Origin of the sequence: Tardiphaga sp. vice154 (assembly GCF_007018645.1) — a bacterium.
GTDB lineage: Bacteria > Pseudomonadota > Alphaproteobacteria > Rhizobiales > Xanthobacteraceae > Tardiphaga.
Map to the genome: position 1 here is coordinate 972,095 of NZ_CP041399.1, position 18,505 is coordinate 990,599.

An 18,505-nucleotide genomic window follows, 5' to 3' on the forward strand; every position below is an offset into this window, starting at 1 on the left:
TTCAGGCCGCGGCGCGCCGCAGCCGGTCATTGATGGCTTCGCCAAGCCCGTGCCCCGGCACCGGCATCACCGCGATTCCCGCAGCACCAGAAGTGTCGAGCGCGCGAAGATAGCCGAAAAGTCTTGTCGCGGCTTCCGTGAGGTCGCCGCTCTCCGACAAATTCATCACGGCGACGGCTTTATCAAGTCCCGGCAAGGCAGCGGGACCGAATGCCAGCAATGCTTCCCCGGGGCGGACGTCGGTCGCCTGCAGCCGCACCCGGGCGCGGGGCGCATAATGCGAGGCCAGCATGCCCGGTGCCAGCGGATGCGGGCTGTCGGTATCCTCCAGTTCCTGCGGCGCCAGCAGCGCGCGGCCGAGCAGCCGCTCGATCGCCTCGCGCGGCAGCCCGCCGGCCCGCAACAGCATGGGCTCGTCAAAACAGCCGATGATCGTCGATTCGACGCCGACCTCGACCGGCCCGCCATCGAGGATCAGGTCGACGCGGCCGTCGAGATCGGCCAGCACATGGGCGGCGGTGGTCGGGGAGACGTGGCCGGAGCGGTTGGCGGACGGCGCAACCACAGCGCCGCCGAAGGCCTGCAGCAGGGCGCGTGCCACGTTATGGGACGGTATACGGACCGCGACGGTGTCGAGCCCGGCGGTGGCCAGATCCGCCACCGGGCAATTTTGCGCCTTCGGCAGGACCAGGGTCAGCGGCCCCGGCCAGAAAGCCTGCGCCAAAGCGCGCGCCTGCGAATCGAAGCGGGCGATCGCTTCCGCCGCTTTGAGGTCGCCGACATGGGCGATCAGCGGGTTGAACGCCGGCCGGCCCTTGGCCTGATACAGCCGGGCGATCGCCGCAGGATTGGCCGCGTCGGCGCCGAGCCCGTAGACGGTTTCGGTCGGAAACCCCACCAGCCCGCCCTCGCGCAGGCAGCGCGCCGCCGCCGCCACGGCATCAGCGCCGGCGGTCAGGAGGCGGGTGGAGAGGCCGAGCGGCATCGAAGCGGTCCTTGCGGGGGGCGTCAGTTCTTTTCCGAGGTTCTTGTACCGGGGTTCTTGCGGTATGCGAAACCCAAGGTTATAAGCCGGCCATTGTCGGAGTGTGGCTCAGCCCGGTAGAGCACTGCGTTCGGGACGCAGGGGTCGCAGGTTCAAATCCTGCCACTCCGACCAAGTAATCAATAACTTAGCGATATCAACGCTTTGATGCGCAACGAAATGCGCAATGAATTAGTTAGATTCGAGGGCAGGCCTGATGGCCGATGCGGTTACAGATCTCGATTCGTTTTTCGGGATTTGCACCCAGGGAGCGCGGAAGACCTCTGAATTTAACGCTGCACCCGTCTTTTGGCATGAATTGAACGAGACGACCGCCAATTGGCTTCGAGAGATCCGACAGGTCGCGGAGACAAACTTTCTGCTGCAAAAATTTCTAACAAATATTACCCTACTGTGGCTGGTGCCTGCGGCTGGCGGGGTCCGCTTTTGCATCGAGGAAAGCTACGAAGCGACTTCGCCAGATCGGCGGTTTGCCCGGCCTCGTGAGAGCGACCAGCTGTCGCGGCTGCTCCCCCTCGGCCATCCAATGTTGGCTGATCGAGACATCGCTCGCATTGCTGGTGAGCTTTACCTCGAACAAACTGGCGATGACGTGCCGTGGGTACTGTCAAACAAATCTGCTAGATACGGAGTCGGGCGATCGAAGACACAGCTGCAAAATGTTGCTGACATGTTCGATAACGCCGGACTCAAGGTTGAAGTTTACTTCCTACAATAATGGGTATGGCTTTGGAACTCGCTTCAGTCGATCTGTTTCGCATTCGACGTAGCCAGGCGGAAACTATTTCGCGGTGGCTTACCGACGACAAAGCGCTAGCGTCATTCGAGCGAGCAATAGTTTTGCGCCTTGAGGTTCATTACGGATTATGGTCTCCCGACCTCGTTTCTCCGACCTACCTGTTTGGGCGAGAGATGCGGCAGATTTTTGATAATAGATCGAACCAAGATCTTGGCTTTAAGATACATCCGGCTGAATTGCAGAGTCGAGCATATCTGATATTCCTCGCGGGCTTCTTTCGTAAACCTCTTCAGCTTGCGACAGATATCGATCGCGCCTCGCCCGAACGGTATCCACATTTTGTGAACATGTTGATTTCTTGATTATCGTCTTAAATTCTTTCGTGAAGACCTTGCCGCGGCCGAGACTTCATAATTTTTGTCCGCGCCAAATATTAGCGCAGTCAATCTGATAGATAGCCTTTCAATGGAAATCCCTTCGTCGAATAATCCGTGTAAAGGCCACGATAATCAATTAGATGAAAAAGGAGATGGCTCAGTAGTACGTTAACGCTGTGCAGCTGGTCTATTAGTTTCTGAAAGTCCCGCGATGAGGTGTCGTCTCGGCCAGCTGTGCTGGGGTGAACTCCTCTGTTTCGCAATTTTTTCCAAGCGTTAATATGTTGCAAATCAGCGTGGCCATGTTTAGCGATTGAGATCATTCGATCGACAGCGCGTATCGTCGTAAGTCCGCTCATAATGCCTGTTACGCGGTCTGAAAACTCCAAAAAATCTGCAGAGGTGGATACCTGGTTGCTGATGTATTTCTGGAGGTCAATCAGCCTGTCTGACTCAGTTGTCTCTCGTTCGAAAGGTAGCAAATTTGCCAATCCCTCGACGGCAACGCTGAGACCGATCGCCCAAGCATCCACGGAATTTGCGCTAGCCTCTAGTACCCGGAATCATTGGTCCGCGAAACGGGCCTTAAGACGCTTTTGATGAACTTCAGACTTGGTCCAGACGAAGGGCTTGGCGTTTGCGTTGTAGTCTTCGATGAAGTTGTCGATGTGTTCCCTGAGTTGTTTGACAGAGGTGAAGGATTCGTCGCACAGGGACTTTGCTTGCAGGATCGAGAACCAGATCTCGACCTGATTGAGCCACGAGGCACGGGTTGGCGTGAAGTGGAACGTCACGTTCGGATGCAGCTTTAGCCAACGGTCGTTTTTCGGCTTATGGGTATTGAGGTTGTCGAGCACGACGTGGATGGCGGTGTCGGGCCAAGAGGCGACGATGTCGTTCATGAAGTCGAGAAACTCGATGCGCCGGCGCCGCTTTTTGTGCGCGGCCGTCACCTTGCCGGTGGCGACCTCGAAAGCGGCAAACAGCGTCGAGGTGCCGTTGCGCTTATAATCGTGGCTATGACCGCCCAGCGCGCGGCCGTTCGGCATTTTCAGATAGCCCTGTGCTCGCTCCAGCGCCTGGATCGAGGGCTTTTCATCGACGCAGATGACAATCGCGTTGTCCGGCGGCGCCATGTAGAGCCCACCACGTCGGCTGCCTTGGCCGCAAACTCCGGATCGTTGCTCTCACACCAGGATTTGCGCCCGGCCAAATCGATCTTCTGGGCACGCAGGAACCGCCAGATATATTGCATATCGACATCGCCCAGCGCCGCAGCTAACAACGGTCCCGACCAGCGCCCATAGCCCTTTGGTTTCGGCTGGTCCAACAGCGCCAGAATGCGCTTGTCCGTTTCCGCAGTGTATTTCGGTTCGGCACCTCGGTCGCCCGTTTCGTCCAGACCGTCAAACCGCTTTGCGGCATAGCGCACGCGCCACTTCGATGCCGTGCCAGTCGTGCAGCCAACAGTCCGCCCGATCGCCCGGCTCGCCAACCCCTCCGACGCCAACAGCACGATCCGTGCGCGCTGACGCAATCGATGCTCCGTCTTCGTCGACCGCGCCAAGCCCTCAAGCTCGTTCCGCTCCGACGTCGTCAAAATAATCGCTGTCGCCTCAGGGATGCTGCTCATATCCCATTGAATCACGACTCATTCTTCACCGATAGTGGGTACTAGAGCGTTATGAAGATAGCCGCTGCACGGATGCCAAGAAGAGCTCTTAGTCTCACGGGTCACGTATCGGAGGTAATTGGAAAATAACGCCCAAGATTGCTCGATAGGACCGCGGACCAGCGGCGGCATAAGTGCTGTTCGCTTCGAACGGACCGACGCCGAATACAAATCGAGGCAGCCAGATCGTACCATGACGCGTGTCGCAACTGACTGAGCAGGTAGAAAACGAAGCGCTTCCTCAACGCGGATCTCAAAATGCTCGGGAAGCTCGATTTTGGATTCCACACGAACCGAGAAGCTTTCGTCAGTTTTACGAACAACGAAGTCATAGTCATCCGACTTAAACTGAGCTGTGTCCAAAGCACAAGGAATGTCGGCTTCTTCAAAGAAATGCAACGTAAGCAATCGTGTCCCGGCGTGGCATGTTCCTCGACGGCAGGAGCTTAGGTCGCCATGAACGACCGGATATTTTTCATATTTTCCGAAACTCCAATCGCATTGTGGAAGCACGCGTTCGGTGGTCCATAACGAACCGTCCGCCGCGGTAGCGATTAAGGTGTAATAGGATGCGTCGGAATAGATTGTCCCGGATTGCACTTCGGCTGAGCGATTAAAGGAGTCGGCAAAACTATTGTTCTGAACGCTTTCAGTATAAAGCTTAAACTTCAGAGCATCTTCAGCCGTCTGCTACATATAGCCCTTTCCCTTGTAGGAAATAGGGCTGTCAGCCGTGTTTTGGGTAAGCGTCATTTCGATGAAGTCAACTTGCAACTTTCGTTTTTGATAGTCGCTTATGATCGTGCCCTGCAAAGTTTACTCCCTACCGTCGGCCGCTGAACGCCTCTGCGGCGTCTTCCTGAAAATCGGGATGATGATGCCCATAGTTTTCCTGCAATTGCTCCAGCGTCATGCCAAGCCAGCCAGCGGCCTGCCACGGATCCGTTCCGAGCTGCATCAGCCATGTTGCTGCGGTGTGTCGGAGAATGTGCCGCACCACGTCCGTTCCAAGCCCAGCGTCTGCAACGATGCCATCCCAACCGGTTTTGATTTTCTCCGCATACTGCTCGCCGTCGGCGCGATGCACGATGAACAGCACGGGTTTGCCGAGCTTGTCGGCCAACTTGAGGTCGAGCCGGCGCCAGCGCGCTAAGTGCGGCCGCAGGCGCGATGCCACCTTCGCCGCTGGCCGGCGCTTCTTGGTGACGGTCTCATCGCCGCCGCGGCCGTGGTAAACCCAGCGCTCGCAGTCCATCCATGGATGCGTCGTCGTTGCCATCCACTGGGTCCGTCGAATCGTCTCTTCGCGACGGGCGCTGTAAATCCCGAGCAAAATGAATCGCGCCACTGGCCGTCGTCGTGCGACCAGCCATGCCGCCCGCCGAACCAAGCGTCCGGCATCGTTGCGCTTCCATGTGCCGCGCTCGCCGTCCCAGACAAAGCCGAGGGCCGCGCCGAGCAAGCGAGCGGCCTCTGACCGCCGCAACCAGCGTTCTCGACCTTTGCGTTTTTCCGGCAGTGCGATCTTCGGCACGACATCGAGCGTGTGCTCGCCGTGATAGACATTGATGGCTGCGCGCAGATCCTCGAGGTGGCGCCTGGCCGTCTGGTCGGAAACGATCCGACGCTTGGCCAGATCCTTGTTTCGATCATTCGCCGCGCCAGTGCACCAGTCGACATAGTCGCGGCAGAGCTGCGCCTTGATGTCGGCGAGCTTGTAACGACCGAAAAACGAATTGGCGCTGTCGAGACGAATCAGCAGTTCGTCATGGCGGCGCACGATCTTGCGCTCGTCGTTGGAGATCGGCTGTTTGTCGGCAATCTTGGTGCGAAGCAGGTCGTAGTTCTTCGGCCGCTTCGACTCCTCATAAGCCGTGATTACGTCAGCGACGGCGAGCGCAGCGGGATTACGTGCGCCGATGGTCGGCTTGTGCCGCGTGCCGAGGTAGGTTTCGAGTGCGCGCGCAGCGCTTTCAGTTTCAGCGCGGCCGAAGCCTGTGCGGACTTGCCGTCCTCGGTCGAGGATGACCCAGGTTCCGTCGTCTGGCCGGCACCAGAGGCGAGGCGGTTTGGCTTTCCTGCCCGGCATGGGGTCACCAGCTTCCTGATTGCGCGTGGAGTCGTCAAATCTTTGCCCGCCACGCGAGCGACTTCAAGCCGCCCGGCGGCGATCTCGGTGCGAAAAGATGACAAAGTGAGCGGGCCGTGGGGGAAGAATACCGCTACGGCCTCGATTAAGGTCATCACGTCGTCATCGCCCCAGTCCTGAGGGCCTGGGCGGGCTTTGACGCGGGTCATTGGGTCGCGGCGGCTCATACCGTATCTCGCGCTTCCCGCATTCCCCGCGTCGCCAGCCCGTCCGCGCGCTCATTGCCGGCGTGCCCGTTGTGGCCGCGGACCCAGTGCCAGTGCACAGTCCCGCCGGCGCTAAGGGCGCCCAGCTTCCGCCTTCTGGCGTTGTAAATCTGGCCTGGGTCATAGAACCCAAATGCCTCCCGTTGACCTGTGCCGGGCTGGCTGCGCTGGTCATGGATGAATCGCTCGCATGACACGGTGCCCTTTTCATTTATGACGTGGCATCCCATTGCGCCGTCCCTGTCCCGGTAAGCCAAAATGAACTGGCCTGGGTAGTCCGCGTGAGCCCGTTTGTCCTCGATGCGGCCTAGCTTCGCCCATTCCGTTTCGGGGTGCTGGGCACGATCAGCGATTACTTCGTAGCCTTCCGCGTAAATGGAATGCTGCTCCGGAGTGAGCCTTCCTTCGCCTAAGGCGCGGTCGGCCCATTTCAAGAAGTCACTTGGTTCAATTAGAGCGACGCTTCGCTTCCAATGCGGCCTGCTGAGATCGATCTTCGCCTCAAGGTACACCTCCAGCATCATCGTGTGCCTGGCGCTCCCCCTGCCGGGATTCGGGCCATTGTCGAAGAAATAAAAGTGCACGACAAAGATGCGATCTTCCGAGGGGCAGGGCTTTCGTGCGGGCGGCTTCTGGCCCCTCTGGCCCTTGGGTCGCTTCATCATGTTTGGCGCGTTGTCACTCATCAGCTTTATCTCCTGCTTTGTGCGGGATACGAATGCACGGGAGAGCAGCAGGACGGCAATCGATAGAGATGGGCCAACTCCAAACTTTCGCTATCCACGCACGTCGCAAAACGCAATAAGTATATGTCTATGAAGGAGTTTCGCTACTTTGCACCTCCCCATCTCGATCAGGGGGTAGAGGCCGTCGCAGGCATCGAGCAAGCCGCACCGGGACACAGCCTGATTATGATGGGAGCGACGATCAACTACTGCTAGAAGTTTCGGTTGAGCGACGAAACGCCGTGTGCTTACGCTCGGGGAGTACGGCTTAGTGTTCTCACTTTGTTTTGGCAGCACGGTCGGCCAAAGGATTGATCATAAATAATCCGCAACCGGCACCTGCGCCGATTACCCCTCAACGACAACTTGACCCGCGTATGCGCGCCGCCGAACGAACGCACGACAACAACACGGCGTTTGGGAAAGACGCCAATTCAGCCGCGTTAAAAATAAGAAGAAGTAATTAGAGCGGCGGTCCTCATCAATGGTGGCACTGCCCCTACGCTACGCAACGCCTCCGGTCCTCTTAATCCTTACGGGCAGTTGCCGCGAGCAACTGGAAAGCCCTTAGCAAATCCACCGCCGGCCAGGCGACCAGCGGCCGATACCGGCCGCCGCTAATCGGCACGACGCCCCGCCGCGGCTCAGCAAGCGATGCCACGCTGAGGAGGCCCGGTCCTCTTCAATCGCATCAAGCGAGATCAGTGCTGGGCTTCGGCGCCGGCCGCTTTACCTCCGTTGAGAGGTGTCGAGAAGAACCTTCAGCATAAAGTCGCGCGGCTAGTAGTCGACCCGGTTGAGATCAAGATCAGCAGCTCGCAGCGGCGAGGTCTCCAGGACAGGCCAGCGCGCGTTTGCGGATGAGGGAAACGCCACGATCACCTAGCTACAGCCCCGCCGCCTTGGTGAGATTGACCCGGAACCGGTCGCGGCGTCGCTGGTAACGGCGCGTCATTTCGGCGCTGGCATGACCGAGCTGCTTTTGCACATAACGCTCGTCGACCTCAGCCGAGGAAGCGAGGCCGGCGCGTAGCGAATGGCCGGCAAACTTTTTATGGCGTTCGATTTCGGAGAGATCGCCGCGGATGCCCGCGGCCAGCGCCGCCCGTTTGACCAGACGAGCGACCTGCTGGTTGGTCAAGCGATCCGGGCCGACATCTTTACCTCGGCCGGTGACGCGCCGAAACAGCGGCCCATGACCGATCTTGGCGAATTTCAACCAGGTTTGCAGCGCGATCACAGGGCAGGTCGCGTCCGACGAGCCGCGGCCAACTTCGACCTCGCGCCAGCCGGTTTTGCCGCGCAGAGTCACCAGCATACCCTTGTCAGAAATCTCGACCCAACCGCCGCCGTCCTCGGTGTGGTTGCGGCCGACGTCGAGGCTGACAATCTCAGAGCGCCTCAAACCTCCGGCAAAACCGATCAGCAGCATGGCACGATCGCGCAGGCCTCGCAGGGTGCCGCGCCCCAGCGTTTCGAGCATAGCGATAACGTCCTCTGGCAGCACGGCTTCCTTCTGAACCGGCGGTTGCCCGTGGATATTGCGGATGCCGGCGAGCACGGTGGCGATATGGCGGTCTTTGCGGTCCAGCGGCTGGCCCTGCTGGGAATAGTTCCAGGTCAGGGAGGACAGGCGGCGCTCGATCGTCGTCACCGCCTTCGGCTTGCGGTCGGCTGAGGCAGCACCTGAGGCGCAGGCGGTAATGTAGAGCCCGACGATCTGGGGATCCGGCCGAAGGAGAGGGAGGTTCTGGCGTCGGCACCAGGCCGCAAAATGCTTCCAGTCGGAGCTGTAAGCGCGCCTTGTGTTGGCCGAACTCGCGGCCTCGACGTAATCCCGGGCGCGATCGGCGAGCCCTGCGAGATGGGCGGGCAGGGCCGACGCCTGTGCACCGGCATCGACGACGGCCGGCAGCGGCGCGGGGGAGGACGATGGGGCTTGCTGGGGGTCGATTTGAGCGGCCTGAGGGCTGGTTTCGGACATCGTTCAATATAGAATAAAAACGAGTGATAATGCAGCTTTAAGAGCGTGAGGATATTGCGATTGCAAGCTACGGTAACAAGATTGTGGAACGTAAGAATCTGAGTACAATCAATAAATTGATATTGTGGTCTGTTGTCATTTAGCGGATTCGCAAATCAGCAAAAGCGCAGTTTTAGGGGCGCTTTCCTACAGGAGGCTTGGGTGGAACGTCATGGGCTGCGAGACTGCCAATTCGCCGGATCGAGGATTTGGTCGCGGACTGCGTCGGCAAGGTCGGCCGAAATAGCGAGCTGGCAATCGTTTCGTCGATGGAGTGATCCGGAAGTTCCTGGGCGCCTTGGCGTGATTTACCGGAACATTTTGGCGGCTGGTGCAACACCCACAAGCGTTTTTCACGCTGGGCCGTGAGCGGCGTTTGGGAGAGCTTTTTTAAAGGCTTGGCTATCTCGATGCTGGCGCCCATCGAGATCTGGCCTGGCGCGATGCAGTTCGCCCAGGCGCCCTAAGCGATGTTGGAATCGGCGAAGTTCGAGTTAGAGAGTTCAGCGACGATGCCACAACTCAGCACGACTAAGCTGGCAAGGAAATCCGCAATGACTAGCCAACTATTAAGCGGGCATCTTCACAGTTCGCGCGCGGCGTCACTTGACGGACTAGGCCTGATTTAAATGTCGGGGAGGGAATCGAAGGCAATGGAGCAGAGCGCGATTGGCGAGGCGGAACGGCTGAACCGCGGCTGCTTCTGTATCACCTTGGACCGCGGCGCCTTGACCGAAGCCCTGGATCGGGAGGTCGGCGCCGAGGGCTTCGCCGCGCAACTTATCGCATCCCATCCAACGCTGTTCTCCGCCGTTCCGCTTTTCGTCCCGGCTACGGTAGTGGCCGAAATGATGCGGATCGTGGCAGCTGTTGAGGCGGCGGCGCGGTTGGCGCCCTACCGCGCTACGGCTCTGGCCTCCGCGCCGGCGATCGCAACGACTGATTTCGGACCCCTCGGCGCCTTCATGGGGTACGACTTCCACGTCACGCCGGGCGGGCCGCAGCTGATCGAGGTGAACACGAACGCCGGCGGCGCTTTCCTCAATGCCGTGCTGGCTCGGGCGCAGCGCGCCTGCTGCGCTCAGGAGCCGGAGCAGGCTGGACTCGAGCCTGCGGCGCCGTTCGCCGATGACGTGACCCACATGTTCACCGACGAATGGCGGCGGCAGCGGGGATCTGGAGAACCCGCGCGCATCGCCATCGTCGATGACGCGCCTGAGCAACAGTATCTTTACCCAGAGTTCCAACTGGCCAAGGCCTTGTTTGAGCACCACGGCATGGAGACTGTGATCGCCGACCCCGGTCAACTTGCTCTTGTCGGCGGCCGGTTGAACTTCGACGGTCGACCAGTCGATCTCGTCTACAATCGCCTCGTCGACTTCGCGCTCGAGGAGCCGCGGCACGCCACCCTGCGAGACGCCTACGTGGGCGGTGACGTCGTCGTGACGCCTAATCCCCATGTGTACGCCCTCATCGCGGACAAGCGGAACCTCGCCCTACTATCGGACATCGGTCTGACAGGTCTCCCCACGCTGTTGATCGTTACGATCATTCGGGTCCGTCCTCGGGAACTGATCTCCTTCGAGCCCGTTCGTAGCCAGTTGCTGTTTGTGATGTAGGGCAGCAGTCGACAGCGGTCTGGGGTCAACCTAGTGCGCGCTCGGGGGTCAAAATGGATCGCTTCATTCACCACGAAAACCTTGCGCACTATCGAAGGCTTTTGGCTGAGACTGACGTGGCGGGCGATCAGGTCCGGTACAAAGAGTTAAAGCGGCTATTGGCTGCGGAACTAGCCAAAGACCAGGTGCCGCCCCTTCCGGATGTTTAGCTTCCACGGACGCCGTTTGCCCGACTTATTTATCGAGGACGCTGCCATGGATATTTTCGTACACCGACAGAATACATCGCGGTTTAGAGATTTGCTTCTCAGGGTAACCGACACCGACCAGCGCCAGCAAATTCATCAATTGCTCGCAGAGGAGGAAGCCAAAGCCCTCCCTCGAAAATTAAGGCCGCCTCCCGAATGACGAAATCAAAAAATGGTTTACAGCAGGACCAGGTTAACCCCGAGCGGCACCGCATGCGTTGGATGACATTTGCATTCGTTGGAGCCGCTGCAATTTCAGCCGTGTTTCCAGTCCGTGCGCAGCCTCTTCGTGGCGATCCAGCATCCGGACGTCAGATCGCGACCGCGCAATGCAGTTCGTGTCATCACGTTCTGCCTATGCTATTTCCCGACAGGGGTGAGACTTTGCCCATCGACAAGGATGGTCCGCCCAGCTTCCAGAGCGTCGCTGACATGACATCGACGACCGCACTTTCGTTGAACGTGTTTCTCCGTTCCAATCACAAGAATATGCCGAACATCATGCTTTCCGAGGCAGAAGCGGATGACATAATCGCGTATATTTTGAGTCTCAAAAAGAAATAGGCTTTGAGAGCGGTTCATTCCCGGGAGCCTGCGAGAAATAGACCGCAGCAATGCCCACGTCATATTTAACGCGCGATGGCATAAAGACGTACGCGTTGTCCGGACTGCCATAGTCAGATGATGCTCACCAACATCAAACCTTCGGTGTTGGGTTTCGACTTGCGCACGCTCAAATGCGACGCTTGCGATCATACCGAAAAGTCGCCGTGGAAACGAACGCAAATCGACGGCGGTCTAGCCGATTGCGGCGCCCGCGATAGGCAGCGTGCAACAAGCGCGGTTCAAGTCGTGTCCAAATTCTTCAACACGTCAGCACCCCGCAGGGGGTGACTTGGGAATCTCAGCCGTGGTTTGCCGGTTCGGGCTTAATTGCGCAGCCATCGGACCAGGTTACCCGTGTACCAACCACCGATGCTCGCAATTAAGAAAATCAGTCCCAATGTCAAAAAAACAGCCATCGGGCTTAACTGGTGAGCCCCGTCAGAAAACTGTCGAAAATAGGCCATTGCATTCCTCCCAAAACCTTGGAGCAGACGCCACGCGAGCTAAGATCATCAGGAGCGTAGTCGGTTGATCTAGGTCAATACGGGTTCCCAAATCCTAGATTGAATGAGCCACGTTGATGTCGGCGCAGTCGTTGGGGCTACCATTCAAGGGGGATGTCATGACCGAAAACCAGCCAGCATGGATGAAATGTCTGTCAGAAAATTTGTTTGATGAAGCCAAGTTGTCCTGATCCGAGTATCGCGCATTTGAATATCGCAAGTGCGACGGCTGCCCCAATTCGGAATTCATGAGTCAAACACACGAACTATCGGACCCCCATGCGTTCAGTCGTAACGAGCAGATGGATAGCGGTATTCGACCATTCTCCCAATGCTGCCGGGTTTAAAACTGTCCCGCCACCTCACATCGCGAATTGAACCTGCCAATGCAATGAAATCAATATTACTAAGCCGAGTGCCCTACTGATTCTGTGGCGGTGGTCGGTGGGTGGCCTCTTCGTTGGCAAGTAGCTTCATTAGGCTTTGCCGCTTCGTTGGTTAGTGAGCGAGATTGTGTTCGTGAATTGAGCGATCCATGCCAACCTACAAATCCTTAAGGCGGGAGCGCTACCGAACTCTCAGTCACCGAAAGTTGCCATTGGCGGGCGGTGATGAGGCCAGCATGGGCGCTCGCGAGCAGGAAGCGATGAGCGGTATTGCTCATGTCGCGGGAAATAAATGTCCAAAACATCTAGGAACCGTTCGAGCCTTCGCGACTTGGCGATGCTAGTGAGGGAAGTAACATGGGTTCAACTATCTACTTTGTCTCTTTGGTATTTCTCACCTGCGCAAGTGAAGCAGCCTTTGCTGCAAACCCGGACAATGGCTCCACGCTGGCGCGACGCTGGTGCACTGGATGTCATGTTGTCTCGGGCGATCAGATCAAAGGGACGGACATCGCTCCCTCATTTGCATCGATAGCGGATCGACTGGATTTCAACATCGAAAAACTCGCTTCTTTCCTGCTTGAGCCTCATCCGAAAATGCCAAACATGGCGCTCAGTCCTCTGGAAGTAAAAGATATCACCGCCTTTATCGCCGAGCAGCGACACCAATAGGCGTCTTCTGGCAGGAGTCGCTAAGCTGCAATGCCCATTCAGTCGCAACCAAGGGAGTTCTGAAGTGTGGGTCCAAGTTGCTTGTGAAGCCCTGCGTTCGGGTCACGTTCTTGAACTCAGGTATGGTGGCTATTCCCGATCTGTTGAGGTTCATGCCGTGGGCTTCACAAAAGAAGACAACCCTGTCATGAGAGCATGGCAAGTGAGCGGTGGTAGCGTGAGCAATGAACCGGTAGGCTGGAAGTTGCTGCGTCTGGACGAAGCGACGGAAGCCGTAGTGACACAGCAGAGGTCGCTCGCTCCTCGTCCTGGGTACAATCCCGGCGACCCGGTCATGAAACAGATGACATGCCAATTATGAGGTCACCAGCGTCGCTTCAGGATGGCATCGGTCCGCGTCGTTTCGGGTAACGACATCATGGCGTGTTCCCCGTCAGCACCCTTGAGACAAATTGAGGGACTTCACGAAGGGAGGATTTCTGGTTCATCGTAGCCGCAAGGAGCGAAGATGAAACAGAAATCCGTATCGGGCAAAGCGCCCGCAGAACAAGTGCTGAAGGACATCCGGCGCCAGACGCGTCGGTATTATTCGGCCGAAGAGAAGATCCGCATCGTGCTGGAAGGGCTGCGTGGCGAGGAGAACATCTCCGAGCTGTGCCGCCGTGAAGGTATTGCCGCCTCGATGTATTACGGCTGGTCCAAGGAGTTCCTTGAGGCCGGCAAGCGCCGATTGGCCGGTGACACTGCGCGAGCCGCAACGCCTGGTGAGGTCAAGGATCTTCGTCGTGAGGCCACCGCCTTGAAGGAGGTCGTTGCCGACCTCACCCTCGAAAATCACCTGCTCAAAAAAAACATGAACGGGGATGGGGAGGACGAGGCATGAGGTATCCCGCATCCGAGAAGGCCGAGATCATTGATCTGGTCGAAGGGTCGCACCTGCCGGCCAAGCGCACACTGGACAAACTCGGCATCCCGCGTTCAACGTTTTATCGTTGGTATGACCGCTACCTTGAAGGTGGGATCGAGGCGCTGGCTGACCGCCGGTCCCGGCCGGATCGCGTTTGGAATCGTATCCCAAACGACGTCCGCGGGCAGATCATCGATCTGGCGCTGCAGGTTCCCGAACTGTCTCCGCGGGAGTTGGCCGTGCGATTCACTGACGAGAGAAAGTACTTCGTCTCCGAGGCTTCGGTCTATCGGCTGTTGAAGGCGCATGACCTGATCACCAGCCCGGCCTATGTGGTGATCAAGGCGGCGAACGAGTTCAAGGACAAGACTACTGCCATCAACCAGCTCTGGCAGACGGACTTCACCTACCTCAAGATCACCGGCTGGGGCTGGTATTACCTGTCGACGATTTTGGACGACTTCTCGCGCTACATCGTGGCCTGGAGGCTCGGGCCCACCATGTGCGCTTCCGACGTCACGACCACGCTGGACCAGGCACTAGCCGCGTCAGGCCTCGATAGTGCCACCGTCGTGCAGCGGCCAAGGCTGCTCAGCGACAATGGCGCGTCTTATGTTGCGGGCGATCTTGCTGACTGGCTCGAAGACAAGGGCATGCAGCACGTGCGGGGAGCACCGTATCACCCCCAGACCCAGGGCAAGATCGAGCGCTGGCACCAGACCCTGAAGAACCGCATTCTGCTGGAAAACTATTATTTACCCGGAGATCTCGAACGACAGATCGGAGCCTTCGTCGAGCATTACAATCACGCCCGCTATCATGAGAGCATCAACAACGTCACGCCAGCGGACGTCTACTACGGCAGAGCGGAGGCGATAATCGCAGAACGCAGACGCATCAAACTTGCCACCATCGCAAACCGTCGCTTGCAGCACCGACTGCAAGCCGCTTAAACTCTAACCACTGATGAGCCAGAGCCTCTCTTCTCGAAACACCTGATCAGTCTCAAATTGCCTGACGACGAACAATTGTCGCCGTTGCGGGATAGGCGTCGCGCGCTGCTCGGCATGGGTGGCGTAGATCCGAGCGTCGTCCTCCTCAGACGAGATTGCTAGGGCCAGCACTTCAGATTCAGACAGATCGGAAAAGCGGCGCCGAGACGGTAAACTCAGCAACATGCTACCTCACTTCTTAATCGTCGAGATTCCATTGATCCAGCCGTGCCAGATCCCCGATTTAATCGGGTCTTCTAAAGCGCGGACTTTTTCGACCAAGGATTTGGGGCAGCCTTCGCACCAGGGAAACTCAAAAGCACAAAATTCCTCGCCGGGCAGACATTCTCCAACGACGGACTTAATCCGGCATGCGAAGGGTGCAGATGGCTGTTCCATTGAACGTTCCTCGCACGTATGAATCGAAATAGTAACAATCCGCCTTGTTGCCAATGACGAAGACGCTAATAAAATTGCATTAAGCTGTTGTCCCGAACCTATTGTCGCGAACGACGTGCTCCACGTTGCTGCACTTGGTGCATCTGATCACGTGCACATCGTGCCCTGGGCGAGCGGGGTAAACGTCGATCTCGTGCATATCGGAACTGCACGCCTTGCATTTCGACTTTTTCATCGGGCTATTGCCCGTCGACGCTTTGAGTTTTTTAGCCCCGGCCTTACTTTCGAGAAGTCCACGCGGGTGCTGATTCAAGGACACTGAGACTCTACAGTTCTCTCCAATCCTACCTAGGCGCGGAGGACTAAGTCGTACGCCAAACAGAGAGCTACCGGCTAATTTTATGCTGACTACGGACCTCCGTATCACTACGTAGGTCCGTGGCTTTGGAATGAGACCATTCCGGAAGCGTTAGGGGCACCAAATGGGGCCTCGGTCAGGATAGCGCTTGGGTTTTTTTCGCCAGGCGCGCCCGCTTTACAGCTCGAACGTGTGCGAACGGTCTGCGGATCTCGCGCGCCCTCGACTGCACCGAATGATGGACCTGTTCAACGCCGCCGCCGCTCTCACTGTAAGCGTCGTCCCGCCCCCACCTTTCGGCAGATGTCCTGATCTGCGACCTTTTGGTTCACTCGAACCGCTAGGCTTAGAATGGACACAGTGGATAGTGCTATCACCAAGCCGGTTCGCCGGCTTGAGGTGTTCACCGGCGCGGGTCGCCGGCGGACGTGGAGCGACGAGGACAAGACGCGGGTGGTCGCGGAGATCGAGACCAGTGGCGATTCTGTTTCCGGCGTGGCTCGGCGGCATGGATTGTCGCCGCAGCAATTGTTCGGCTTGCGCCGGCAAGTCAGAGAAGCTCAGGCGGTCGTTTCCCAGGATGATGAACCGCGGTTTGTCCCGGCGGTGGTTGATGCGGCACCGTCCGACACGGCGGGCCGTCGGCAGCGCAAGACCAAGCGTCGACATTGGGACGAACCACTTGCAGGAACGATCGAGGTTGCGATCGACGGCGTGACGGTGCGCATCGGCGCGGGCGCCCCGGCGGACACGATCGCCGCGGTGTTGCGGGCGCTGAAAGCTGGCGCGTGATCGGCCCGACCGGCGCGGTCCGCGTCATGGTAGCGACCAGGCCTGTGGACTTCCGCAAGGGCGCCGATGGATTGGCGGCACTGGTGCGCGAGAGCATGGCGGCGGATCCGTTCTCCGGCGCGGTCTACGTGTTCCGCGCCAAGCGCGCGGATCGGATCAAGCTGGTGTATTGGGACGGCACGGGTCTGTGCCTGTTCGCCAAGCGGCTGGAGGATGGCATCTTCCGCTGGCCGAAGATCGAAGACGGCGTGATCCATTTGTCGGCCGCGCAATTGTCGGCGCTGCTCGAAGGGCTGGATTGGCGGCGTGTCCACACGGCGCGCGAGACGGTGACGCCGGCGCAGCCTGGCTGATGCCTGTTACTGTGGCAAAGTGAATCAGCCGCATCGAGCGCGTCGCAAAATGCCGGTAAATATGATCTTCTTTGATCATGCCGCGCGACGCATTGCCCGATGATTCCGAGACGCTGAAAGCGATGCTGCTCGCCGAGCGGGTGCAGAACGATCGGCTGCGTCAGATCATCAAAGACCTGCAGCGACATCAGTTCGGCCGCCGGGCGGAGACGCTGCCTGAGGACCAGATGCTGCTGGGCCTGGAAGATGTCGAGCAGTCGGCGGCGTATGACGCCGCAAAAACTGCGCAGGCGACACCGGCCGCAAGACAGGCCGGCGCCGCGAAGCGGCGGGCCAATCGCGGCACGCTGCCGGCGCATCTGCCGCGGATTGAGACCACCGTCGACATCGACGACAAGACCTGCCGCTGCTGCCAGGGCGCATTGCACCGGATCGGTGAGGACAAGAGCGAACGGCTGGATATCGTGCCGGCGCAGTTCCGGGTGCTGGTCACGATCCGGCCGAAATACGCTTGTCGCCAATGTGAGGATGGCGTCGTGCAGGCACCGGCGCCGGCGCGGCTGATCGAGGGTGGGCTGCCGACCGAAGCCACTATCGCCCAGGTGCTCGTCTCCAAATATGCGGATCATCTGCCGCTTTATCGCCAGGCCCAGATTTACGCCCGGCAGAGCGTCAACCTTGACCGATCCACGCTGGCGGACTGGGTCGGGCATGCCGCCTGGCATTTACGTCCGCTGCACCAACGCCTGCTCGACAAGCTCAAGGAGCGGCCAAAACTGTTTGCCGACGAGACGACGTTGCCGGTGCTGGACCCGGGTCGCGGTCGTACGAAGACCGGACAGTTATGGGCCTATGCCGCCGATGACCGGCCATGGGGCGGATCCGATCCGCCGGGCGTGGCCTATGTCTATGCCCCGGACCGCAAGTCCGAGCGGCCGATCACTCATCTCGAAGGCTTCAAAGGCATCTTGCAGGTGGACGGCTATGCCGGCTACCGCAACCTGGCCGAGCGCGGCGACGTGCAACTGGCGTTCTGCTGGGTCCATGTACGGCGCAACTTCTACAGGCTTGCCACTCCCGGGCCTGCGCCGATCGCCAGCGAAGCACTCCAGCGCATCGCTGCGCTGTATGCGATCGAGAAGGACATCCGCGGCCGCAGTGCCGATGAACGTCGCCTGGTTCGGCAGCAGAAAAGCCGCCCGCTGGTCGACGCACTGGAAGCTTGGCTGCGCGCAAAACTCGGTCTGATCAGCCAAAAGGGCAAACTCCCCGAAGCAATCAACTACTCTTTGTCGCGCTGGGAAGGTTTGACCCGCTTCCTCGACGACGGCCACATCGAGCTCGACAACAACACCGTCGAGCGTTCCATCCGCCCGATCACGCTGAACCGGAAAAACGCTTTGTTCGCGGGCTCCGACGGCGGAGCCGAGCACTGGGCCACAATCGCCTCGCTGATTGAGACTTGCAAACTCAACGAGGTCGATCCGCTCGGTTATCTCACAGATGTTCTAGCAAGGATCGCCAACGGTCACCCCAACCGCGATATCGACGCGCTATTGCCGTGGGCTTACCGAACGCAAGAACTCAGAGCCGTGGCCTGAGGACGACGCTTACCTCTCACTGCGGATGCTCCGAGATCGAGTAACTTTTCCAGCTTTGCGACATCCTGTGGAGTCCAAGGCCGAACTCTGAGACGACGCATCAATTCGGGGGCTTTAGCGCTTCGATCCAACC

General features: G+C 58.7%; 15 protein-coding genes, 1 tRNA gene and 3 pseudogenes. 11 read left to right on the forward strand and 8 right to left on the reverse strand.

Features of this window, described 5'->3' with window-relative positions:
• Position 1: 1 nt before the first annotated feature.
• A complete protein-coding gene (locus tag FIU28_RS04575) occupies positions 2–985 on the reverse strand; it encodes an L-threonylcarbamoyladenylate synthase (RefSeq protein ID WP_143571879.1) in 984 nt (327 codons plus the stop codon).
• A gap of 97 nt (positions 986–1,082) precedes the next feature.
• Here FIU28_RS04575 and FIU28_RS04580 point away from each other — a divergent pair.
• The 3 genes from FIU28_RS04580 to FIU28_RS04590 all read left to right on the forward strand — a co-directional run bounded on the left by FIU28_RS04580 (position 1,083) and on the right by FIU28_RS04590 (position 2,146).
• Positions 1,083–1,159, forward strand: a tRNA-Pro gene (locus FIU28_RS04580).
• 82 nt (positions 1,160–1,241) lie between these two features.
• Positions 1,242–1,763: a hypothetical protein gene (locus tag FIU28_RS04585; protein WP_143571880.1), complete on the forward strand. Its 522-nt coding sequence runs from the start codon at positions 1,242–1,244 to the stop codon at positions 1,761–1,763.
• A 5-nt stretch (positions 1,764–1,768) separates the two neighbouring features.
• Positions 1,769–2,146: a hypothetical protein gene (locus FIU28_RS04590; RefSeq protein WP_143571881.1), complete on the forward strand. Its 378-nt coding sequence runs from the start codon at positions 1,769–1,771 to the stop codon at positions 2,144–2,146.
• A 578-nt stretch (positions 2,147–2,724) separates the two neighbouring features.
• On the opposite strand, the pseudogene FIU28_RS04595 reads toward FIU28_RS04590, so the two are convergent.
• The 5 genes and pseudogenes from FIU28_RS04595 to FIU28_RS04615 form a co-directional block, all read right to left on the reverse strand.
• Positions 2,725–3,794: pseudogene (locus tag FIU28_RS04595) on the reverse strand (IS630 family transposase).
• A gap of 18 nt (positions 3,795–3,812) precedes the next feature.
• A complete protein-coding gene (locus FIU28_RS04600) occupies positions 3,813–4,232 on the reverse strand; it encodes a hypothetical protein (protein WP_143571882.1) in 420 nt (139 codons plus the stop codon).
• A gap of 424 nt (positions 4,233–4,656) precedes the next feature.
• Positions 4,657–5,922 (reverse strand): hypothetical protein, encoded by a 1,266-nt coding sequence (locus tag FIU28_RS04605; RefSeq protein ID WP_143571883.1) that lies wholly within the window; start codon positions 5,920–5,922, stop codon positions 4,657–4,659.
• A gap of 223 nt (positions 5,923–6,145) precedes the next feature.
• Positions 6,146–6,874 carry an RNase H family protein gene (locus FIU28_RS27165; RefSeq protein ID WP_246661623.1) on the reverse strand — a complete coding sequence of 243 codons (729 nt, stop codon included), beginning with the start codon at positions 6,872–6,874 and terminating at the stop codon, positions 6,146–6,148.
• Between the two features lie 925 nt (positions 6,875–7,799).
• Positions 7,800–8,897: a site-specific integrase gene (locus FIU28_RS04615; RefSeq protein ID WP_143571884.1), complete on the reverse strand. Its 1,098-nt coding sequence runs from the start codon at positions 8,895–8,897 to the stop codon at positions 7,800–7,802.
• 332 nt (positions 8,898–9,229) lie between these two features.
• On the opposite strand from FIU28_RS04615, the pseudogene FIU28_RS26770 reads away from it, so the two are divergent.
• From FIU28_RS26770 to FIU28_RS04645, 5 genes and pseudogenes are all read left to right on the forward strand, one after another.
• Positions 9,230–9,331: pseudogene (locus FIU28_RS26770) on the forward strand (transposase); the annotation flags it as partial.
• A gap of 258 nt (positions 9,332–9,589) precedes the next feature.
• Complete coding sequence (locus FIU28_RS04625; RefSeq protein WP_143571885.1) at positions 9,590–10,555, forward strand: hypothetical protein; 966 nt, start codon at positions 9,590–9,592, stop codon at positions 10,553–10,555.
• Between the two features lie 404 nt (positions 10,556–10,959).
• Positions 10,960–11,367 (forward strand): c-type cytochrome, encoded by a 408-nt coding sequence (locus FIU28_RS04630; protein WP_246660865.1) that lies wholly within the window; start codon positions 10,960–10,962, stop codon positions 11,365–11,367.
• Positions 11,368–12,655: 1,288 nt separating this feature from the next.
• Positions 12,656–12,970, forward strand: coding sequence for a cytochrome c (locus tag FIU28_RS04635; protein ID WP_143571886.1), 315 nt, complete (start codon positions 12,656–12,658; stop codon positions 12,968–12,970).
• A 508-nt stretch (positions 12,971–13,478) separates the two neighbouring features.
• A protein-coding gene (locus FIU28_RS04645) for an IS3 family transposase (RefSeq protein WP_143571888.1) occupies positions 13,479–14,830 on the forward strand; the annotation gives its coding sequence in 2 pieces (ribosomal slippage) (positions 13,479–13,815 and positions 13,815–14,830; 1,353 coding nt in all).
• A gap of 116 nt (positions 14,831–14,946) precedes the next feature.
• Here the strand turns inward: FIU28_RS04645 and FIU28_RS04650 are convergent.
• Positions 14,947–15,055 (reverse strand): annotated as a pseudogene (locus FIU28_RS04650) (rubrerythrin family protein); the annotation flags it as partial.
• Between the two features lie 6 nt (positions 15,056–15,061).
• Positions 15,062–15,268, reverse strand: a complete 207-nt coding sequence (locus FIU28_RS04655) for a hypothetical protein (RefSeq protein WP_143571889.1) — start codon at positions 15,266–15,268, stop codon at positions 15,062–15,064.
• Positions 15,269–15,977: 709 nt separating this feature from the next.
• Here FIU28_RS04655 and tnpA point away from each other — a divergent pair.
• From tnpA to tnpC, 3 genes are all read left to right on the forward strand, one after another.
• On the forward strand, positions 15,978–16,418 hold the full coding sequence (tnpA, locus tag FIU28_RS04660) for an IS66-like element accessory protein TnpA (protein ID WP_143571890.1): 441 nt from the start codon (positions 15,978–15,980) through the stop codon (positions 16,416–16,418).
• On the forward strand, positions 16,415–16,771 hold the full coding sequence (gene tnpB / locus FIU28_RS04665; RefSeq protein ID WP_143571891.1) for an IS66 family insertion sequence element accessory protein TnpB: 357 nt from the start codon (positions 16,415–16,417) through the stop codon (positions 16,769–16,771). The genes tnpA and tnpB overlap by 4 nt, the downstream gene beginning before the upstream one ends.
• 77 nt (positions 16,772–16,848) lie before the next feature.
• Positions 16,849–18,372 carry an IS66 family transposase gene (gene tnpC, locus FIU28_RS04670; protein ID WP_143576031.1) on the forward strand — a complete coding sequence of 508 codons (1,524 nt, stop codon included), beginning with the start codon at positions 16,849–16,851 and terminating at the stop codon, positions 18,370–18,372.
• Positions 18,373–18,505: the final 133 nt, after the last annotated feature.